Genomic DNA, 19,530 nt, shown 5'->3' on the forward strand with positions numbered 1-19,530 from the left:
CTCAGTCGCGGCCAAGGGCAGGGCGGGCAGCGGCCATGAAGGTCTTTACCCGCTCTGGATCAACCGGGTTCCACCACACACCGCCCTGTTTCAGCGAGGAGGCGACGATCACACCTTCGGTTCGGCCAAGGATCGCAGCGACATTCTCCGCCGTGACGCCAGAGCCGACCAGCAGCGGCAGGTCAGTTGCCGAACGGACCTCGTCAATCTCCTCAAGCGTCGCGGAATTGCCGGTGCGCTGGCCGGTGGCAATCACGCCATCGGCATCGAAAAAGGCAAGGTCACGGGTCTGTTCGGGAATGGTGCGGTCAGCGGTGATGGCATGGGCGCCGTGCTTCACATGGCTGTCGGCGAAGACCTTGATGTGGTCGGCCCTGAGCGCGGCGCGGTAGCGCAGGGCTTCGCCCGCACGGCCTTCCATGAAGCCCTCATTGGCGACATAGGCATTGGCCCACTGGTTGACGCGAATGAATTTTGCGCCGCCGGAAAGCGCGATCGCAATCGCCGGAACAGGGGCGTTGGCGAGCACATTGATGCCAATCGGCACGCCGGTGGCACGGGCAATACGGTCGGTGATGACAGCCATGAAGGCCGCCGTCTCGTAGCCGATATCCTCCGGCTTGGAGAAGGGAATGTCGCCGTGGTTCTCGATGACGAGACCATCCAGTCCGCCGGTGATCAAGGCATCGGCATCACGCATGGCGGCATCATAGACGCTCTCGACCGGTTCGCCGCGATAACGCGGCGCACCGGGGAAGGGCAGGCAATGGATCATGCCGATCAGCGCCTTGTCAGTGCTGAATATTTCCCGTATGGCGCTGCTATTGGTATTCGATATTTTCTGCATTTTGTCTCCAGGAATTCTTAGATGCGTGCCTTCGTGATCGGCAATGCCGCCATTGATGAAACGGTTTCGGTTGAGAAAATGCCTGAAGCCGGTGTCTCCATCCTGGGCAGGATTGCCAGTCGTGATCTCGGCGGCAAGGGCACCAACCAGGCTGTCGTCATGGCCCGTTCGGGGCTTAAAACCGTGCTGGTGAGCGCCACCGGCAATGACTTCCGCGCCGCGACCATTGGCGAGCAGCTGGCCGAAGAACCGGTCGATGCCCGCCTCGTGGCGCTTGATGGCGTCTCGACAGACTTTTCGATCGTGCTGACGACGCCCGACGGCGAGAATGTCAACATCACGACGACCGAAGCCGCAGAAGCGCTGCCGCTGGCGGCCGGTCTTGATGCGCTCGCAGAAGCCGATGCGGGTGACCTTCTCGTCATGCAGGGCAATCTGTCCGGTGAAACGACGCTGGCGCTTCTGAAGGCCGCAAAGGCGTGCGGCATGGTGACGGCTTTCAATCCGTCGCCGCTCAGGCCGTATTTTGCAAGCCTCTGGCCCTTCATCGATATTGCCTTTCTCAACCGGGGCGAAAGCGAAAGTCTGACCGGCAGAACCGGCGAGGCGGCGGCCGAAACCCTTTTCGCATTCGGCCTCAGCCAGCTTGTTCTGACCGCCGGTGCCGAGGGTGTTCTGCTCGGTTCAGCGGGCGGTGATTTCATTCAGGTGCCAGCGGTTGCGGCAAAGGCCGTCGACACGACGGGTGCCGGCGACTGTTTCATGGGGGTGGCGCTGGCCTCGGCCGCACTGCGTGGCACACAACTGGACGAAAGGGCAATCATCCATGCCGCCCATGCCGCCGCTCTGGCTGTGACACGGCGCGGAACACGCCGTGCCTTTCCGACAAGGGCCGAACTCGCCGCCATTCTTGCGGGGTGAGGTCGCCCTTGCCGGGGTGAGGGGCTCAGTCCTTCGCTGAAAGCCAGCCGAGAATATTCTTCCACAGCTTGCCGTAGCCGTCCCATTCGCAGAAGGCGGGCGAAAGCCAGTGCGGACCGATATCTGACGTCCACACCGCGCTGCGGCCCTTTCCGGCCTTGCCGGTCACCAGCAGCGGGTGGCTGCCCTGATCTGCGGGCAGGCGGGCGACAACCTCGATATCGTCGCGATCACGCAGCTCCACCTCGTTGACACCGAGCATGACCGGCCATTCGCCTTCAATACCGGCAAGGGTCGGGTGATCGGGCATCAGCACGTCCGGCACGGTGCCTTCCGGCATTTCAACGCGGTCATCATAGGGCAGGCAGGTGACGGGCAGAACATCCTCGACGGCGGTGCGGCGCCAGCGGGCCCGGCCATCAATACCCTGGAAGGAGAAATAGCCGCCGCACATCAAAAGGCCACCGCCCTTTTCAACCCAGGCCCTGATCAGCTTCAGCCGGTTGGGAACGGTCTTTGACTGCTGCCAAACGGCGGGGGGCAGGAGCAGCGTATTGGCGCCGATATCGGACAGGATCACCACGTCATAGGCATCAAGGCCTTCCATGTCGAAGGGGAAATCCTCGGCAGCCTCATGGGCGGGCATATAGGTCAGTTCGAATTCGCTGCCCTCAAGCGCCTTGACCAGCGGCTTGGCACCAAGGTGAAAATGCACGCTGCCGAACTGGTCGAAGCCCTTGTAATGGGTTTCTGATGTGACCCAGCTTTCGCCGACGAGAAGTACTTTTGTTGTCATTTCGGTTCCGTTTTCATGTTTACCGGTCCGCAAAACTGCCGTCGAAGACCGCGCGCGGATTATCGTTCATCAGGCCTGAGAGCACCGCGCCGTCAAGGCCGTGACGGGCCAGTCGGGGCAGAAAGTGCTTGAGGATGAAGGCATAGCCGTTGCCGCCATAATGGCTCAGCATCATTTTCAGGAATACATCATGCGACAGGAGGATGCGACCGGCATGACCGGCTTCCACCAGCTTGACAATGGCGCGGGCGCATTCCTCATCGCTCGGGCATTGCACCTGCTGGTCGGCATAGAAGAAATCCATGCCGATCATGTCATATTCAATGAACGCACCACGGGCGGCAAGCTCACTCTGATAGGTGAAGTCGTCATGCGAGGGGTTCATGTGGCACAGCACGGTGTGACGGAGATCTGCGCCTTCGGCTTCCGCTATGTCGAGGACGTCGTGGCCGAGACGGAACCAGCCAGGCAGATGCACCATCAACGGCAGGCCGGTGCGCGCCTGGGCCCGTGCAGCGCCGCGCAGGGATTTGCGTTCATCCGGCGTGAAATCGGCGGAAACGCCGATCTCGCCGATCAGGCCGATCTTCACGTCAGTACCGTCAACGCCGTTCACGGCCTCGGCAACGATCTCGTCGGCGATATCATCCTCTGACATGCCAGCCAGTTTTGCCGGATGGGAATCCTGCAGATAGAAACCGGCACCGATGACGATATTGAGGCCGGTTGCCGCCGATATCCTCTGCATCGCCAGCGGATTGCGGCCGATGCCCTGGCAGGTCGGTTCGACAAGCGTTCTGCCGCCGGCTTTCACCAGGGCGGCAAGCTCGCGGATCGCCAGAGCCTCATCGTCGAGGGTGATATTGTGCTTGTTGACGAAGGGATCCTGATGCAGCTCGCTCAGGATCTCCATGCAGATGAAGCTTTCGGCGAGATATTGCCGTTCCGGCGTTTTCGGCGGATGCCACCAGCATGTGCAGTCGTTGAGGATATGCTCATGCATCATTGTCACGCCGAGGTCTGCGGCGCTGACCGGGCCGTTGACTGTCATGACCTTGCCCGAGCCCGTATGGGCTTCGGACAGCTCATTCTTGCTCATTATTTGCCTCCCTTGCTGCGTCCAAAGCGGAAATTCGCGCCGAAGATGCGGGTGTTGAGCCAGATCGCCAGCAGGATGATCGCGCCGGTGACAATCTGGGTGAAGAAGGGCGAGATATGCATCAGGATCAGACCATTGCCGATGACGGCGATGGTCATCGTGCCGAGCACGGTGCCAAGGATCGTGCCGCGCCCGCCCATCAGCGAAGTTCCGCCGAGAACAACGGCGGCGATCACCTGAAGCTCGAAGCCGACCGCTGCATTGGAGGAGCCCGATCCCAGGCGGGCAGCCGTGACGAGGCCTGCAAGACCGCAGGCCAGACCGGACAGGACATAGACCGACATCAGTATCCATCTGGACGGCATGCCGACCCGGCGCGCTGCCTCAAGATTGGAGCCGACGGCGATGACCTGACGGCCATAGCGGGTTGCCGATATGACGGCATAGCCGATGATGGCGACCACGAGTGCGATCAGCGCCGGCATCGGCATGCCGAAAACCTCGCCGCGACCGATGAAGATGAAGCCGGGGATATCGCCGATCGGGATCGAATAGCCCTTCGTCAGATAGAGCGCGATGCCTCGGAAGATCGAAAGACCGGCCAGGGTTACGATGAAGGCGGGAATGCCCTGATAGGCGACGAACCAGCCCTGAAACAGGCCGATGATGCCGCCAAAGGCGAGCATGCCGACCACGACCAGCGGCCAGGGAATACCGGCAGCCAGCAGCATGGCCGCCACTGCATTGACCAGCGCGACGATCGAACCGACCGAGAGATCAATGCCGCTTGTGATGATGACGAAGGTCATCGCCACGGCGACGATCAGGATGGGGGCCGCCTGACGCACGACATTGAGAAGATTGCCCGCAGTCAGAAAGGTGGTTGTCATCACCGAGAAGAAGACGACGCAGACAAGAAAGAAGAAGGCAATGGACAGAACCTGGGCATTTTCGCCGAAAAAATCGGCGAGCGGCGAACCCTTGCCGCGTTCGGTATAGGCGCTCAATGGGCTCCCTCCCCGACGATAAGCTGAACGAGGTCTTCAAGGCTTGTGTCACCAATCATGCGTTCGGCCACCTTGGTGCCTTCATACATGACGGCGATGCGGTCGCAGACGCGGAACAGGTCCTGCAGGCGGTGGGTGATCAGCACGACTGAAACGCCCTTGGCCTTGACCCGGTTGATCAGGTGAAGCACGGCTTCAACCTCGGCCACGGCAAGCGCGGAGGTCGGCTCGTCCATGATCAGAACCTTTGGCTGGAAGGAGGCGGCGCGGGCAATGGCAATCGCCTGACGCTGGCCGCCGGAAAGTTTCTCCACCTTTGCGGCAAGGCGCGGAATGCGGATTTCCAGCGCCTCCAGCATGCGGCGGGCTTCTTCCATCATCTTCTTGCGGTCGAGAAATATGCCTTTCGAAAGCTCGCGGCCCAAAAACAGATTACCGACAACGTCGATATGGTCGCAAAGGCTTAAATCCTGATAGACCATCTCGATATGGCGGTCGCGCGCTTCGGCCGGGCCGGAAAAGCGGACGGCTTCGCCATCAAGTTCAATTGTTCCGCCATCCGGCAAATAGGTGCCGGAAATGACCTTGGTGAGGGTGGATTTGCCAGCGGCATTGTCACCTACCAGCCCGAGGCATTCACCGGGATAGAGGTCGAGATCGACACCGCGCAGCGCCTCGTTGGAGCCGAAGGTCTTGCGGATGCCTTTCAGCGAAACCGCGGGTTTTCTGGCGCCTTCCGCCTGCCGGGGGGACATGGTCCCTCCGGCCTGCGGCGCAGCGCTATCGTGCTGCTTGTCTGACATCATTTGAAAACGGCGCGGTAAGGTTCGACATTGTCTTCCGTGACGATGGTGACCGGAACGGAGATGGTGGCCTCAACACTTTCGCCCGAAGAGGCCGCGTCCAGTGCCTTGATGGCAGCTGCGCCCATCAGCGAGGGGTCCTGCTGGACAACGGCGATGACGTAGCCATCATCCATGCCCTTGATGGCCTGGGCCGTCAGATCCCAGCCGAACACCTTGATGTCGCCGGTCTTGCCCTGGCTTTCAACGGCGGCGATTGCGCCCATCAGGGCGGGTTCGCCGGTCGTGTAGATCGCAGTCAGGTCCGGGTTGGCGGTGATCAGGTTTTCAGCCGCGGCAAGCGCATTGTCCTGAATATTCTGGCCATCGACGACGCTGACGACTTCAATGCCATCCTTATCCTTGATGGCATCTTCAAAGCCCTTCTGGCGGACGTTCTGGATGAAGGAGTTCAGGGCGCCGACGATGCCAACCTTGGCCTTGCCGCCCATGTTTTCGTTTACGTATTCCAGGAAATAGGCGCCCATATCAGCACCGGCCTTGGCATTGTCGACGCCGATCTGGGCCTTTTGCGGTCCCTCGGGCAGGATTGCGTCGAGAGCGACGACCGGGATGCCGGCGGCGTCTGCTTCCTGAACGGCGGGCATGATGCCGTTGACGTCAATGGCGACGACGGCAATGCCATCAACGCCTTCCTGAATATAGGTTTCGATGGCGTTGTTCTGCATCGCCGGGTCGTTGTTGGCGTTGTAGATTTCAAGATTGACGCCCATCTCCTTGGCCGTGTCTTCGGCACCGCGGTTGATGTCGTTGAAGAACAGCGCCTGCTGGTTGATCTGCACCAGGGCGAAGGTCTTGTCGGCAGCATTGGCGGCATTGGCGCCGATTCCGGCCATCATGCTGACGGCAAGCGCCGTCGAAAGGAACATTCTGCGATTGAAGCTCGATTTCATGGTTTTGTCCTCTGGTTGGTTTTCAGGTCCGGCGCTTATTTCGGATCGCGGGCGGCGCGACGGAGTTCCGCTTCACGATTTCCACGGGCAGAAGTTCTTCGCTTTCAAGCGAGCCGGACTTCTGCCAATCGGTTTCAAGAAGAAGGGTGAGCGCGCGTGCGCCGATGGCACGCACGGGCTGGCGCACCGCCGTCAGTGGCGGCGAAAAAAGGTGCAAAGGGCCGATATCGTCAAAGCCGATGACCGAGACCCGGTCCGGAATGGATACGCCTTCTGAATAGAGAACCTCGATGAGGCCGATGGCGATTTCATCCGAACTGGCAAAGATCGCCGTGGTTGGCAGGCCTTCATCGAGAAAGCGCCGGGCGGCATGCCGGCCCGCCGTCACGGTATATTCGCCGGCATAGCGGAGAACCTCACCCTCTTCACCGAAGCGCTCCTTCAGAGCCTGTTGCAGGCCGGCAAAGCGGCGCGTGGTCGAGATCATCGCATCGGGACCGCCAACAAACAGAACCTTTCTATGGCCGAATTCGGCAAAATGCTGCCCGGCAAGATAGCCCCCCTGATAATTGTCGCAGAAGAGCTTCGGTGCCATGGCGCCGGGTACGTCTTCATCGACAATGACAACTTTGCCGGTGCGGTTGATCAGGCCTGAAAGCTCACCGTCATCGGGGTGGTTGGTCACGAAGATCAGCCCGTCGACATGGTGATGCTCGATCAGGCCGAGATATTTCATCTCACGGCCAGGCCGGTTCAGCGTCGCATTGAGCGAGACAGTGAGGCCTTTCTGATCAGCTTCTTCCTCGATTGCTGCAACAAGCATGGCAAAGAAGGGGTTGGCGATATCGGGGATGACGAGGCCGATCATATCGGAGCGGCCGCGGCTCAGACGCCGGGCGTGGGGGTTCGGCACATAGCCAAGCTCGGCAATGGCCTTCTCGATCCGCTGGCGGGTGGCGTCAGGCAGATCAAGCGACCCGTTGAGCAGGCGCGAAATCGTCGTTACCGACACGCCGGCCGCCTTGGCCACATCTTTCAGGCTTGTTGCTCTCGCCATCATTACGTTCACCCTTCAAAGCGCAGGAAAATGCGCATTTTGACCGGCTTCTTTGTCCGGTAAAGCGATTTACTAAACCGCTTTACAAATACAAGCGGATGTTCCGGAGGCTGTCAATTGCAAATTTCAGATGGCGTGGCTTGCACTCTGATCTGAAGGGCCTGTCTGCGGTGAGAATAAAGGGATTTCGAACAGATCCGCGGCTGTGTGAAAGCCCGGGCATGGCTTTTCTGGCAAGTAAATGTTGGCCTTCACTGACTTCTTCAGCTTTACCTCAGATTAAAAGCCTATCAGATGTCTGGCTGAGGGGCTGGACGGAGAATCACGGTTGATGACCGTGTTTGAGCGAAGTGAGAACAAGATGCTGCCTTATGCTGCCAAGAATACCACGTGCCATCGCACGCTGTTTCTGTCGGATCTCCATCTCGGTCATTTCGCTTCGAGAGCGGATTATGTGATCCGCTTTCTTCGTGAAAACCCTGCCGACAAATATGTGCTCGTCGGTGATATTCTGGATCTTTGGGTTCCCAGAATGCCGGTCTGGTCAGCGGCACAGATGGCGGTTCTTGCCTATTTCCGAAAGCGCTTTGCCGAGGGAGCCCAGTTTGTCTATGTGAGCGGCAATCATGATCCCCATCCTGAAACTGCACCGGCCGCCATGCGGCTGCCGGTCAATCCGGTCTCCCATGCGGTTCATGAGGCTGCCGACGGGCGCCGCTATCTGGTTATCCACGGTGATGGTCAGGATGTGCCCCTGTTCAACAATGCACGGCTGGTCAGTGCCGGACACCAAATTGAACGTGCATGCACGGCCGTTGAATTTAGCATCCGCGCCAGGGCCGGCCTTGCCGAGCCGCAAGAGCGCCGGGCGACGGATTATCTCGTCTCATCGTTCAACAGGTTGCGCTATCCGCGGCGCTCCTATGAAAAGAAACTCGCCACGCAAGCGCAGGAAAGAGGCCTTGACGGTGTCATCTGCGGCCACTTTCATCAGCCGGCGCTAAGAGAAATCGGCAATACGATCTATGCCAATTGCGGTGACTGGATCCAGAACTTCACGGCGATCGCTGAAGGCGATGATGGCGACTTGCAACTTCTGGCATTCTCGGTGAGCCGCGCGCGCAATCCAGTGTTTAGCAGGCGGCGCCGTCAACGCGGGATCATCGACGGTGAAACCCGTGCAATTTGAAGACGATATTGTGCTCAGGACAAGCGGCTGACTGGAAAACACCTCAGCTTTTGCTCACATATTGGGGGTATTCCAGGCACAGGTCTTCTCAAAGCTGGAGGGGTCTATGAGGCAGAAACCACCGAGTGGGGACTTTGGAAGTAAACGCGGCACTGCTGGCCGAAACAGGTAGCGACAATGACGATTGCAGCACTTTCCATCACTGTTCTTTTGACCGGGCTCTATCTTGCGACGGCAGTGCTGACGGCGTGGCGCTATCGCCTGCGCAAGGCTGTTCGCGTCAACGAGCATCCATCAATTACCGTTATGCGGCCTGTCTGTGGGCTCGATCCGAGTGATGTGGAGACGCTGGAAAGTACCTTCCTGCTCGACTATCCCGATTATGACATCATTTTTTGCGCAGCGCGTGCTGATGATCCCGCCTGTGCTGCCCTGCGGACAATGATGGCCCGTTTCCCTGAGAGGCCCGCGCGGCTTCTGATCGGTGATGACCGGGAGACCGGCAATCCGAAACTTGATAATCTGCTCAAGGGCTGGCCTGAGGCCGGTGGTCGTTTTGTGGCGATGGTTGATGCCAATCTGCTTCTGCCGCCAGATTTTCTCGAGACGCTGCTTTTGGCCTGGACCCCGGATTGCGCGCTTGTTTCCAGCCCTGCAGCCGGAACGCGGCCGGAAAATCTCTGGGGTTCGCTCGAATGCGCTTTTCTCAACGGCCATCAGGCACGCTGGCAGCTGTCTGCTGACAGTCTCGGGCTTGGATTTGCGCAGGGAAAGACGCTGTTTGTCGAAAAAGCCTTTCTGGACAGGGCCGGTGGGCTCGTCGCGCTTGGAAGCGATCTGGCCGAGGATGTGGCCTTCACCAAGCTTGTGCGCGCCGATGACAAGAAAGTTCGCCTTGCGCCGCATGCCTTTGCCCAGCCGATCGGGCGGCGACGGTTTCAGGCGGTATGGGACCGGCAGATCCGCTGGTCGCGCGTGCGTCGAGCCGGTTTCGTCGGTCTTTTCGTGCTGGAGCTGGCAATGGGTTTCCTGCCGCCGCTGATAGCGCTCTTGTTTGTTGCACCGGTCTTCTGGGGTATCCCCTTCGTCATTGGCTGGTTCGCGGTGGAAGTGGCGCTGGCGCGGCTTGCCGGGTGGCCGGCAGGTCCCCGTGACATTGCCGCGATGGTGCTGCGCGATCTCCTGCTGCCGGTGATCTGGTTTGCGACCTGGGCGCGACGCGGTTTTGAGTGGCGCGGCAATGCCATGGGGCTGGCCGATGATCCCGCTTGATACCATAAACAGCTTTCTTGCGGCTCACGGCCTCTGGCTGGTCGCTTTCGCGGCGATCTTCGAAGGGCCGATCGTGACCGTGCTGGCTGCCTATCTGGCGCGCCAGGGTATTTTCGATCTCTGGTCACTCGGTGTCATTCTGGTGCTGGCTGATCTTGTCGGTGATATTGGCTATTACAGCATCGGCCGCTACGGTCTGCACCGGCTGCCGGATAAATGGAAGCGCCGGATGGGGCTCCGGCCCGGCCGGCTCGAAAAGCTTGCCCGGCACTTCCGCGAGCGGGGCGGGCGAACGCTGCTGTTCGGCAAGATCACCCACTCGGCAGGCTCGGCCATTCTGGCCGCTGCCGGTGCAGCGCGCATGCCGGTTATCTCCTTTCTTGTCTATAACCTGATCGGCACGGTGCCGAAGACGATCGCGCTGATGGTGCTCGGCTATTTTGCCGGCGACGCCTATAAGCAGATCGACAGCTGGATCGGGCGCGGCAGCTGGATCATCCTGATCGTGCTCGTCTTGATGGGGCTTGTCTGGTTTTTATGGAGGCGAAAATGCGCCAGGGAATAAGCTGTATCATTCCGGCCCACAACGAAGCGCCGCGGATCGGCGCCGTCCTGTCATCGGTTATCGATCATCCGCTGATCGACGAGGTCATCGTCGTCGATGATGGCTCCAGCGATGGCACCGCAGCGGTCGTGCGCCGGTTTGAACGCGTGCGGCTGATTGTGCTGGCGAAGAACGGCGGCAAAAGTGCTGCAGTGGCGGCGGGACTGAATGCGGCGCGCTTTGAGCATCTCCTGCTGCTCGACAGTGATCTTGTCGGGTTGACGCGGTCGGCACTTACCCAGCTGATCCGCCCGGTTTTGCGCGGGCAGGCAGATGTTTCCATCAGCCTGAGGCGCAATGCGCCATGGCTTTGGAAAATGATCGGGATCGACTATATTTCGGGCGAGCGTGTGCTGCCGCGCCGCCTTCTGGGGACCGGGGCAGAACTGATGAGCCTGCCGGGTTTCGGGATGGAAGTCGCCATGAATGCCCACTGGATCGCCGAAGGTGCCCGGATCGCTATCGTGCGCTGGCCGGACGTTCAAAGTCCGCTGAAATCGGCGAAGCAGGGGCTATGGGCCGGTCTCAAAGCCGATCTCCTGATGCTGCGCGATATTTTCGCGACCGTTCCGCTTCCCGTCATCATTCAGCAGATCTGGCGTATGCGCTTTATGGCCGTGAAGCCGTCGGCGCGGGGAACAGCACGCATGCGCAAGTCCCTGAAACCGGGCGCGGAAAGGTCTCATGAATGAAGGCCTTGCTGATCGAGGATGACGATCTGGTGGGGGACGCCATTCAGCGCGGACTGGCCCTTGATCATGCCCAGGTGGAATGGGTGCGCGATGGGACCGAGGGCGAGGCGGTACTGCGCGCTGGCGGCTATGATCTCGTATTGCTGGATCTCGGTCTGCCGGGGACCGACGGGCTTGATATCCTGAGGGCATTGCGCGGGCGTGGTGATCATGTGCCGGTATTGATCCTGACGGCGCGCGACGGCGTGGCGGACCGCATTCGCGGTCTTGATCTCGGCGCCGATGACTATGTGCTGAAACCCTTTGATATGGACGAATTGCGGGCAAGGGCGCGGGCTCTGGCGCGCCGCGCGACGGGCCGGCTCAACGATGTCATTTCCTGCGACGGGCTGATCATTGATCTTCAGGCCCACAGCGCCATTCTGGATGGCGAGGCGCTCGCCCTGCCTGGTCAGGAGTTCAGGCTTCTGATCTATCTTGCCGAACAGCGCGGCCGGGTCGTGTCGAAAGAGCAGATCGCCGATATGCTCTATGGCTGGGGCGAGGGGGCGGAGAGCAACACGATCGAGGTGCTGGTATCGTCGCTGAGGCGCAAGATCGGCGCACAGCGGATCAGGACGCTGCGTGGCGTGGGCTATATGATGCCATGATCAGCCGCTTTCTTCCGCCTGTCCGCAGCCTGCGCGGCCTTCTCATGCGCGAGATCACCCTGGTTCTTGCAGCCATATGGGTATTTGCCTCTGCCTTTATCTTGCTGGGAACATGGTATGATCTTCACAAGTCCTATATCGATCAGCTTTCGCTTCTGGCCAATACGGTGGCAACGGTTCTTGACAAGGAGACCATATCGGAAGCCTCGCTTGAGCAGACACTGCACTCACGGCACAATCCGAATTATTTCGTCATTGTACGGTCGGCGGGACGGGTGGTCATTCGCACCCCAAACAGCCCGGAGACCATGGACAAGAACCGTTTCTGGTTTCTCGAACACGCCGTTTCGCCCTCGGGCAAGATCGAGGTCTATGCCGGATTGCGCCGCGACGAGATGTGGGAAACCGTCTTTTCCGTTGCGCTGAGCGGGGCGGTGCCGATGCTGATCGGCATTTCTGCGACGCTGGTTCTGCTTCTGACGGCGCTCAGACGCGGATTGCGGCCGGTCTCGGCATTGAGTGAGGAACTTTCCGCGCGAAATCCCGATGCGCTGGATCCGATCGGAACGGAGGATACGCCCGAAGAACTGCTGCCTGTCACCCGCGCGCTGAATGATCTGTTCTTGCGGCTGAAGGACGCGCTGGAGAAAGAACGCCGCTTTGTTGCCGATGCCAGCCATGAACTGCGCACGCCACTGACAGCGATCCGGGCGCAGCTCGATACTGTTGACCGGCAGGGGATGGACGAGGCATCTCTGGCCGCACTCGGCCGGGTGCGGCTGGGGGTTGACCGTGCCACGCGTCTGGTGAGCCAGCTTCTGGCGCTGGCGCGGGCTGATACCGACATGCTGGCGGAACCCCGGCCCATAGCCGTGGATAGCGTGCTTGCAGGCATTGCAGCCGAGCTTTACCCGCAGGCTGTCAGAGCGCGCAAGGAGCTGGAGCTCCAGCTTGAACCGGTCTCGTTGATCGGTCGTCCGGAAGACTTCGAGATGATGCTGGGAAATCTGCTCGAGAATGCCATCCGCTATGCCCACTCGACGGTGACGATGTCATGCCGGCGTGACAATGGCATGCTGCTGATCGTCGTCGAGGATGATGGTCCGGGTGTTGCGCCGGATGACCGGGACGCGCTGTTCGAGCGGTTCCGGCGTGGCAAGCGGCGGGCGGATTTGTCGGGGGCGATCCATGGCGCCGGGCTGGGGCTGTCGATCGCGGCAACGGTTGCCCACAGGATCGGCGCCGAGATCGCGCTGTCCGAAGCGACGATTGGCGGTCTCAGCGCCACGATCCGGATGAAGCTTTGAGTGCGGCGGGTAGTATCGGTCAATCTATGCCTGCGGGTTGTGAGGTCACGTCAGGCCGGTGAATATTGCTTGCCGTCAAGAACGTGGTGGTGGATGCGGCCGGTAAACATGGTCATCAGTCCCTGTGTAACCTCGCGGCTCTGGTAGCGGACGTCGGATTCCAGCGCTTTCGCCACCGTGTCGCGATCGGGATAGCGGATTGCCATCATCAGCGCATATTCCGGGGCACCGTCGTCCCGTTCCACGCCAAAATAGACTTGAACATCCTGAGCACCGGGAAACTGCCGCCAGAGCGGAACCAGCTTTTCTTCCACGTAACGGCGAAACGCATTTTCGCGGCCTTCATGTACCTTGCCCTCAAACAGGGCGTAGCGGATGATCATGTTGTTTCCTCCAATCTGTACCCTGTCACGGGCTGATTTCTGTTTTTTCGAAGTCTTGTCTGTTGCCCGGTGGCACCTGGAGAAGCGGGTTCACGCGTCTGCCGCAGTCCCGTCCAGAAGCCGCATCATTTCGGCCGAATCTTTTGGACCAAGACCGGCGGCGACCATCAGGCGGTGTATTTCGGTGACCTGGCCCGTCATCGGCAACGGGGTGCGGGTCTTCAGCGCAAAGGCCTGCAGGCTGTCGAGGTCTTTCAGCATGTTGTCGATCCGTCCGGTCGGGGTGAAGTCGCGGGCAGCGAATTTGGCCATGAATTCCTGCATGATCCTGCTGTCGGCACGGCCACCGGCAAGCGCTGCGGGGATGGCCGCTGCGTCAACGCCTCCGGCTTCGGCCAGTTTGACAGCCTCCGCCACAGCCTGAAACAGAACGGCGCAGAAAAGCTGGTTGATCAGCTTGGTTGTCTGGCCGGCACCGCTGCCGCCCATGAGCGTGTAATTGGCGCAAAGCGCGGTCATGACGGGCCGAGCCCGCTCGAAATCCGCCTTATCGCCGCCTGCCATCACGGTCAGCCGTCCGGCAAGCGCTCCTGGTGCGCCACCGGAAAGCGGGCAGTCCAGCCATGCCATGCCGGTTTCCGCGCGCAGGCGTTCGGCCATTTTTGCCGTTTCTGCCGGGTCAATCGAAGACATGTCGATCAGCATCTTCTCAGGGGCTGCAACGGCTGCAACGCCGTTTTCACCGAAAATCACGGCCTTGACGATGTCGGCATGATTCAGGCTCAGGATCACGAAATCGGCAGCGGTTGCAGCCTGTGTGACCGATATTGCCGCTGTGGCACCCTTTTCAGTCAATAGGGCAAGCCGGGTCTTGTCGAGGTCGAAAACCACGACCTTCTTGCCGGTTTCAATCAGTCGGGTGGCGATTGCGGTTCCCATAATGCCCGCACCGATGACGGCGACTGTTTCGCTCATGCGTCACTCCTCCTGTTTGTCGCAAGAAAGGCCAGTGATGCCTGTTCTATGGCCGCCGGGGTGAGGGCGCAATCAATGTCGATCACGTCATTCTCGTCTGTTGTCGGCTCAAGTGTTGAAAGCTGGCTGTCGAGCAGGGAGACCGGCATGTAGTGTCCCGGCCGGTTTGCCATCCGCTCGGCCAGAAGTGTGCGCGATCCGGTGAGATGGATGAAGCGCAGGTCAGAGCCCGCATGCTGTCGCAGCAGGTCGCGATAGGCCCTTTTCAGTGCCGAGCAGGCAATGACGAGGCCGGTTTCACTGCTGGCTTTTGCCAGCGTTTCACCGACCTTGACGAGCCAGGGCGCGCGGTCATCATCATCCAGCGCGATACCGGCGCGCATCTTCTCGACATTTGCCGGCGGATGCAAATCATCGCCCTCGACAAATTGCGCGCCGAGCCTTTCTGCAAGCCGGCGGCCGGCAGACGATTTTCCGCAGCCGCTGACACCCATCACGACGATGCAGGTTTTCATCTCAGACGCTCACGGTAATGCCGCCATCGACGGCAAGAACATGGCCATTGACGAAGGAGGACGATGGTGATGCCAGATAGACCGCCGCGCCGATCAGCTCTTCGACATTGCCCCAGCGACCGGCAGGCGTGCGCTTTTCAAGCCAGGCGGTGAATTCCGGGTTCTCGACCAGCGCCTGATTGAGCGGGGTCTTGAAGTAGCCAGGTGCGATACCATTGATCTGCAAACCATATTTGGCCCAGTCTGTACACATGCCGCGGGTTAGATTGCGCACTGCGCCCTTCGTGGCGGTGTAGGGCGCAATGCCCGGTCGTGCCAGCTCGCTCTGCACCGAGCAGATATTGATGATCTTGCCGTGGCCGCGCTGGATCATGTGCCGGGCAACGGCTTGACCAGTAAAGAAGACGCCGGAAATATTGGTGTCCAGCAGGCGGTACCACTGTTCTTCGGGGAAATCTTCCAGCGGTGTGCGATATTGAATGCCAGCATTGTTGATCAGGATTTCGATCGGGCCCACAGCGCTTTCGATCTCTTCAATACCTGCATCGACAGCCTTTTTGTCGCTGACATCGAAGATTGCGGCATGTGCCGTAAGGCCTTTTGCCGCAAATTCTGCGACGGCCGCCTCTGCGTGGTTGCGGTTGCGTGCGTTGATCACCGGTATTGCACCCTGTCGGGCAAGTCCCCAGGCCAGCGCATTGCCAATGCCCTGGCTTGCGCCGGTCACGAGCGCGTATTTTCCGTCGAGCCTGAACATGTCGGACATGATGGTCTCCTTCCCTTGGAGCCGGCTTGATCTGCCTTTCCGGGGTGTCCCGGAGCGTATCTGCTGACGCCGGATCTGATTGTTCTTGACTTAACTGTTATCGATAACATAATCAAGGTGCAATTTGGTTCTGGAGGAAATCGGCATGTTTCCGGAGAGGGCATGTGAGGCCCCGGCGCATCGGCCAAAACTGTCGTGCGGCGCCGTTGATGGCCGGTCTTGCGGGCCGGATCTTCATGTTTTTCCAGGCTTTGCGGGAGCGCTGGCAGCCGGCCTTGCTGGTGCGCTGCGCGCCCGGTCGAAACCGCTTTCAAACAGGAGGTGACCATGAAAGCTGCCATCATTCACGCGGCGAAAGACCTGCGTATTGAAGATATCGAGGCTGAGACGGCGGGGCCGGGGCAGCTGGAAATCAGGATTGGCGCCGGCGGTATCTGCGGTTCGGATCTGCATTATTACAATCACGGCGGCTTCGGTGATGTTCGTGTGCGTGAGCCGATGATCCTGGGCCATGAGGTTGCAGGCACGGTGACCGCGCTTGGCTCTGGCGCCAGCGGCTTTGCCGTCGGCGACCGGGTCGCGATTTCGCCCTCACGGCCCTGCAATTGCTGTGAATATTGCCTGAAGGGGCAGCAGAACCACTGTGTCAACATGCGCTTCTACGGCAGTGCCATGCCGATGCCGCATATCCAGGGAGCCTTCCGCGAGGTGCTGGTGGCCGAGGCCTGGCAGTGCCACAAGGTTGCCGATCACGTCTCTCTCGGTGAGGCTGCGATGGCCGAGCCGCTTGCCGTTACGCTGCATGCGGTTTCGCGCGCCGGGTCGCTGCTTGGCAAGCGCGTGCTGGTCTCCGGCTGCGGGCCGATCGGCGCGCTGTGCATCGTTTCGGCGCGTGCCCATGGCGCGCGGGAAATCATTGCCACGGATGTGACCGATGATGTGCTGCCCTATGCCGAGGCGGTCGGCGCAAGCCAGGTCATCAATGTCGCCAAGAACCCGGAGGCGCTCGCCGCCTACGGCGCTGGCAAGGGGTCGTTTGACGTGATGTTCGAGGCTTCCGGCAATGCCCGCGCGCTGGCCAGCGGTTTGCAGGCGCTCAGACCGCGTGGCGTTCTGGTTCAGCTCGGGCTGGGTGGAGAGGTCGGTCTGCCACAGAATATGGTTGTTTCCAAGGAGATCGAGATCCGTGGTTCGTTTCGCTTCCACGAGGAATACGGCCTTGCCGTTGATCTGATCAATCAGGGCCGTATCGATGTCAAGCCATTGATTTCGGACACCTATCCGCTTGAAGATGCGATTACCGCCTTTGAGATGGCGAGTGATCGTTCGAAGGCAATGAAGGTGCAGCTTGCCTTTGAATGATTTTCGCCAGCCTGAAATGGCGCAGTTTCTGAAGGCCGGTCCTGCGTTGCAGGACCGGCATTTTTGACCGGTGCGGAAATAGCAAAAGGCCCTGGCGGTTCGGCCGGGGCCTTGCTGGCGCGCTCAGATCATCCGGGCCTATTCGACGCCCCAGATCTTCTTGTATTCGTCGCGATAGTGGTTGTCGGGTTCGAAGGTGTTGTCCGGCCCGCCATCGAATTCGATATTGTCCCTGGTGACGACGTGGAAGGGGGCGATATAGCCGGACCATTCCACACCGGAGAGCGCCCGGTTCATCTCGTCGACAAGTTGCCAGCCCTGAAGATAGAGCGGCTCGGCCACCGTCACATCCTGGTACTGGCCGGCGCGGATCCGCTGATAGGCGCTTTCCGACCCGTCACCGGCCGCGACATCGGATGGAGCGCCGTCACCGGGAAGACCAGCGGCGGCCAGAGACGGTCCCATGAAGTCGAAATAGAGATCGTTAATGGCCAGCGAATGGGTCCATTTCGCTCCGTATTTCTGTAACAGCGAGGTGGTGAGCTGAGGCATGCGCTGCGATGTTTCGGCGATCGGCGTATCGACATATTCAAGCACGGTGCCGCCGAGCTTTTCGATCTGTTCCTTCATCCGGTCGGCCTTGGCAATGGCGATTGCATAGGTCGAGTCGGTGAAGATGATGACGCCGGGCTTGCCACCGGCATCGACATAGGCCCAGTCGGCGGCCGCTTGCGAGACCTTCAGCGGATCGGTCGTCACATTGGTGAAGACGCCGATATCAGGCGCGGGGCCGGCTGCCGGGGCGGCGTGCCAGGCGACCATGGGAATACCCGCCGCCTTGGCCTGTTCCATGGCAGGTCCCTGTTCCACGGCATCGAAACCATTGATGATAATGCCATCGGGTTTCAAGGCCATGGCCTGGCCGAAGGCCGCAGTCCGTCCGGCGATCGAGCCGGCGCCGTCAAGCGTTGTCACCTTCCAGCCGACCGCCTTGGCTGCTTCCGTAATGCCGTCGACCACTTTCAGGATACCGCCGTTTTTCATGTCGGCAGCCAAAATGACGATCGACTTGTCCTTGATCGCTTTCGGTCCCGTTGTCGGGCCATCCCAGGCCGTGACGCGTGAACCGTATTTCTCAACAAAGGCCTTGGCATCCGACATGTCGTCTGCCGATGCGGTGCCCGCAAGTGCGACTATGGCAACACCGCCTGCCATGACTTGCAATAATGTTCTGCGTTTCATCTGTTCCTCCCGTGAAAGCAGTAGCCGTTTCACTCCTCCAACGGCCTATTTGCGTGCAGCATTTCTGGTGGCGGCACCCCGTTTGCGCTGGGCGTAACCCGCAATGCCGATGGCAACCAGAAGTGTGACACCGTTGAACAGCGGCTCGACAAAGAACGATCCGCCGAATTGCTGAATGCCGGAAATGCCGACCGCCAGAATGACGACGCCAACGACCGTGCCCCAGACATTGACCCGGCCGGGCTTGATGGTGGTGGAGCCGAGAAAGGCGCCGACAAGGGCCGGCAAAAGATATTCAAGGCCGACACTGGCCTGACCGATCCTGAGCTTGGAGGCAAGCAGAACGCCTGCAAGCGCTGACAGGAAGCCTGAACTGACAAAGGCGCCGACGACGAATTTGCGCACCGGAATGCCGTTCAGCGCTGCTGCTTTCGGATTGGCGCCGATGGCGTAAAGATAACGGCCTATCGGCAGATATTCGAGTGCGATCCACATGACGAGCGCGATGCCGAGCACGTAAAAACCGGTGATCGGCAGACCGAAAACCATGGTGCCATTCAGATCATAAAAGCCCTGCGGCAGCATGCCGACAACCTGGCGCCCGCCGGTATGCCACAGCGCAATCGCATAGAGCACCGTGCCGGTGCCAAGCGTGGCGATGAAGGCGTCGATCTTGGCGACTTCGACCAGAAAGCCGTTCAGAAGTCCGGTCAGGCTGCCGAGTGACAATACGATCAGCACTGCAACCGGCCAGGGCAGGCCGAATACGGTCTGCAGGCTGATGGCCAGAATATGCCAGAGCACGATGCCATAACCAACAGTCAGATCAATCCGGCCCGCAGCCATCGGGATCATTGCCGCCAGCGACAAAATCGCAATGATGGCCTTGTCGGAGATGATTGAGCGCACATTCAGCATGGTCGGAAACGTATCCGGCAGCATGATCGAAAACAGGATGATCAGGAGCGCCGTCAGAATGACCAGCCCATAGACGGGCAGAAGGCGGATCAGCTTTTCGGCAATGCCGAGGCCCCTCAGTTCCGCAGGCGTCGGCTCCAGAGCCGTCGATTCCAGTGATTGCATGTTTTCC

General features: G+C 60.1%; 21 protein-coding genes. 8 read left to right on the top strand and 13 right to left on the bottom strand.

Features of this window, described 5'->3' with window-relative positions; translation table 11 throughout:
• Position 1: 1 nt before the first annotated feature.
• Positions 2 to 847 carry a BtpA family protein gene (locus tag FJU08_RS11755; RefSeq protein ID WP_141149211.1) on the bottom strand — a complete coding sequence of 282 codons (846 nt, stop codon included), beginning with the start codon at positions 845 to 847 and terminating at the stop codon, positions 2 to 4.
• A 21-nt stretch (positions 848 to 868) separates the two neighbouring features.
• Here FJU08_RS11755 and FJU08_RS11760 point away from each other — a divergent pair, with 21 nt between their 5' ends.
• Complete coding sequence (locus FJU08_RS11760; protein WP_141149212.1) at positions 869 to 1,768, top strand: PfkB family carbohydrate kinase; 900 nt, start codon at positions 869 to 871, stop codon at positions 1,766 to 1,768.
• A 25-nt stretch (positions 1,769 to 1,793) separates the two neighbouring features.
• Here FJU08_RS11760 and FJU08_RS11765 read toward each other — a convergent pair whose 3' ends face one another.
• The 6 genes from FJU08_RS11765 to FJU08_RS11790 all read right to left on the bottom strand — a co-directional run bounded on the left by FJU08_RS11765 (position 1,794) and on the right by FJU08_RS11790 (position 7,483).
• On the bottom strand, positions 1,794 to 2,564 hold the full coding sequence (locus FJU08_RS11765; protein ID WP_141149213.1) for a glutamine amidotransferase: 771 nt from the start codon (positions 2,562 to 2,564) through the stop codon (positions 1,794 to 1,796).
• Between the two features lie 19 nt (positions 2,565 to 2,583).
• Entirely contained in the window at positions 2,584 to 3,663 is a 1,080-nt protein-coding gene (locus FJU08_RS11770; RefSeq protein ID WP_141149214.1) for a phosphotriesterase family protein, read from the bottom strand.
• Positions 3,663 to 4,670, bottom strand: a complete 1,008-nt coding sequence (locus FJU08_RS11775) for an ABC transporter permease (protein ID WP_141149215.1) — start codon at positions 4,668 to 4,670, stop codon at positions 3,663 to 3,665. The genes FJU08_RS11770 and FJU08_RS11775 overlap by 1 nt, the downstream gene beginning before the upstream one ends.
• Positions 4,667 to 5,425: an ATP-binding cassette domain-containing protein gene (locus FJU08_RS11780; protein WP_407943704.1), complete on the bottom strand. Its 759-nt coding sequence runs from the start codon at positions 5,423 to 5,425 to the stop codon at positions 4,667 to 4,669. Before FJU08_RS11780 ends, FJU08_RS11775 begins: the two co-directional genes overlap by 4 nt.
• A gap of 47 nt (positions 5,426 to 5,472) precedes the next feature.
• Positions 5,473 to 6,372: an ABC transporter substrate-binding protein gene (locus FJU08_RS11785; RefSeq protein ID WP_407943709.1), complete on the bottom strand. Its 900-nt coding sequence runs from the start codon at positions 6,370 to 6,372 to the stop codon at positions 5,473 to 5,475.
• 76 nt (positions 6,373 to 6,448) lie between these two features.
• Entirely contained in the window at positions 6,449 to 7,483 is a 1,035-nt protein-coding gene (locus FJU08_RS11790) for a LacI family DNA-binding transcriptional regulator (RefSeq protein ID WP_141149374.1), read from the bottom strand.
• Between the two features lie 331 nt (positions 7,484 to 7,814).
• On the opposite strand from FJU08_RS11790, the gene FJU08_RS11795 reads away from it, so the two are divergent.
• The 6 genes from FJU08_RS11795 (at position 7,815) to FJU08_RS11820 (ending at position 13,197) form a co-directional block, all read left to right on the top strand.
• Positions 7,815 to 8,672: a UDP-2,3-diacylglucosamine diphosphatase gene (locus tag FJU08_RS11795; RefSeq protein ID WP_141149218.1), complete on the top strand. Its 858-nt coding sequence runs from the start codon at positions 7,815 to 7,817 to the stop codon at positions 8,670 to 8,672.
• A gap of 177 nt (positions 8,673 to 8,849) precedes the next feature.
• Entirely contained in the window at positions 8,850 to 9,944 is a 1,095-nt protein-coding gene (locus tag FJU08_RS11800) for a glycosyltransferase (RefSeq protein ID WP_141149219.1), read from the top strand.
• A complete protein-coding gene (locus FJU08_RS11805) occupies positions 9,931 to 10,509 on the top strand; it encodes a DedA family protein (protein ID WP_141149220.1) in 579 nt (192 codons plus the stop codon). Before FJU08_RS11800 ends, FJU08_RS11805 begins: the two co-directional genes overlap by 14 nt.
• Positions 10,494 to 11,240 carry a glycosyltransferase family 2 protein gene (locus FJU08_RS11810; protein ID WP_141149221.1) on the top strand — a complete coding sequence of 249 codons (747 nt, stop codon included), beginning with the start codon at positions 10,494 to 10,496 and terminating at the stop codon, positions 11,238 to 11,240. Before FJU08_RS11805 ends, FJU08_RS11810 begins: the two co-directional genes overlap by 16 nt.
• The gene (locus FJU08_RS11815; RefSeq protein WP_141149222.1) at positions 11,237 to 11,890 is read left to right on the top strand and encodes a response regulator transcription factor; all 654 of its coding nucleotides are present in this window, start codon (positions 11,237 to 11,239) and stop codon (positions 11,888 to 11,890) included. The genes FJU08_RS11810 and FJU08_RS11815 overlap by 4 nt, the downstream gene beginning before the upstream one ends.
• Positions 11,887 to 13,197, top strand: a complete 1,311-nt coding sequence (locus tag FJU08_RS11820; protein WP_141149223.1) for an ATP-binding protein — start codon at positions 11,887 to 11,889, stop codon at positions 13,195 to 13,197. Before FJU08_RS11815 ends, FJU08_RS11820 begins: the two co-directional genes overlap by 4 nt.
• Positions 13,198 to 13,247: 50 nt before the next feature.
• Here the strand turns inward: FJU08_RS11820 and FJU08_RS11825 are convergent, their stop codons facing one another.
• From FJU08_RS11825 to FJU08_RS11840, 4 genes are all read right to left on the bottom strand, one after another.
• Complete coding sequence (locus FJU08_RS11825) at positions 13,248 to 13,580, bottom strand: hypothetical protein (protein WP_141149224.1); 333 nt, start codon at positions 13,578 to 13,580, stop codon at positions 13,248 to 13,250.
• A 90-nt stretch (positions 13,581 to 13,670) separates the two neighbouring features.
• A complete protein-coding gene (locus tag FJU08_RS11830; protein ID WP_141149225.1) occupies positions 13,671 to 14,555 on the bottom strand; it encodes an NAD(P)-dependent oxidoreductase in 885 nt (294 codons plus the stop codon).
• A complete protein-coding gene (locus FJU08_RS11835) occupies positions 14,552 to 15,070 on the bottom strand; it encodes a gluconokinase (protein ID WP_141149226.1) in 519 nt (172 codons plus the stop codon). The genes FJU08_RS11830 and FJU08_RS11835 overlap by 4 nt, the downstream gene beginning before the upstream one ends.
• Position 15,071: 1 nt before the next feature.
• Positions 15,072 to 15,836, bottom strand: coding sequence for an SDR family oxidoreductase (locus tag FJU08_RS11840; RefSeq protein ID WP_141149227.1), 765 nt, complete (start codon positions 15,834 to 15,836; stop codon positions 15,072 to 15,074).
• Between the two features lie 327 nt (positions 15,837 to 16,163).
• Between FJU08_RS11840 and FJU08_RS11845 the strand changes: the two genes are divergently transcribed.
• Positions 16,164 to 17,198, top strand: a complete 1,035-nt coding sequence (locus FJU08_RS11845; protein WP_141149228.1) for an L-idonate 5-dehydrogenase — start codon at positions 16,164 to 16,166, stop codon at positions 17,196 to 17,198.
• Positions 17,199 to 17,336: 138 nt separating this feature from the next.
• Here the strand turns inward: FJU08_RS11845 and FJU08_RS11850 are convergent, their stop codons facing one another.
• Together FJU08_RS11850 and FJU08_RS11855 are read right to left on the bottom strand one after the other, a co-directional pair.
• Positions 17,337 to 18,440 (bottom strand): ABC transporter substrate-binding protein, encoded by a 1,104-nt coding sequence (locus FJU08_RS11850; protein ID WP_141149229.1) that lies wholly within the window; start codon positions 18,438 to 18,440, stop codon positions 17,337 to 17,339.
• Between the two features lie 45 nt (positions 18,441 to 18,485).
• The gene (locus tag FJU08_RS11855) at positions 18,486 to 19,523 is read right to left on the bottom strand and encodes an ABC transporter permease (RefSeq protein ID WP_141149230.1); all 1,038 of its coding nucleotides are present in this window, start codon (positions 19,521 to 19,523) and stop codon (positions 18,486 to 18,488) included.
• Positions 19,524 to 19,530 lie beyond the last annotated feature (7 nt).

The sequence above is a fragment of the Martelella alba genome, assembly GCF_006516955.1.
GTDB lineage: Bacteria > Pseudomonadota > Alphaproteobacteria > Rhizobiales > Rhizobiaceae > Martelella > Martelella alba.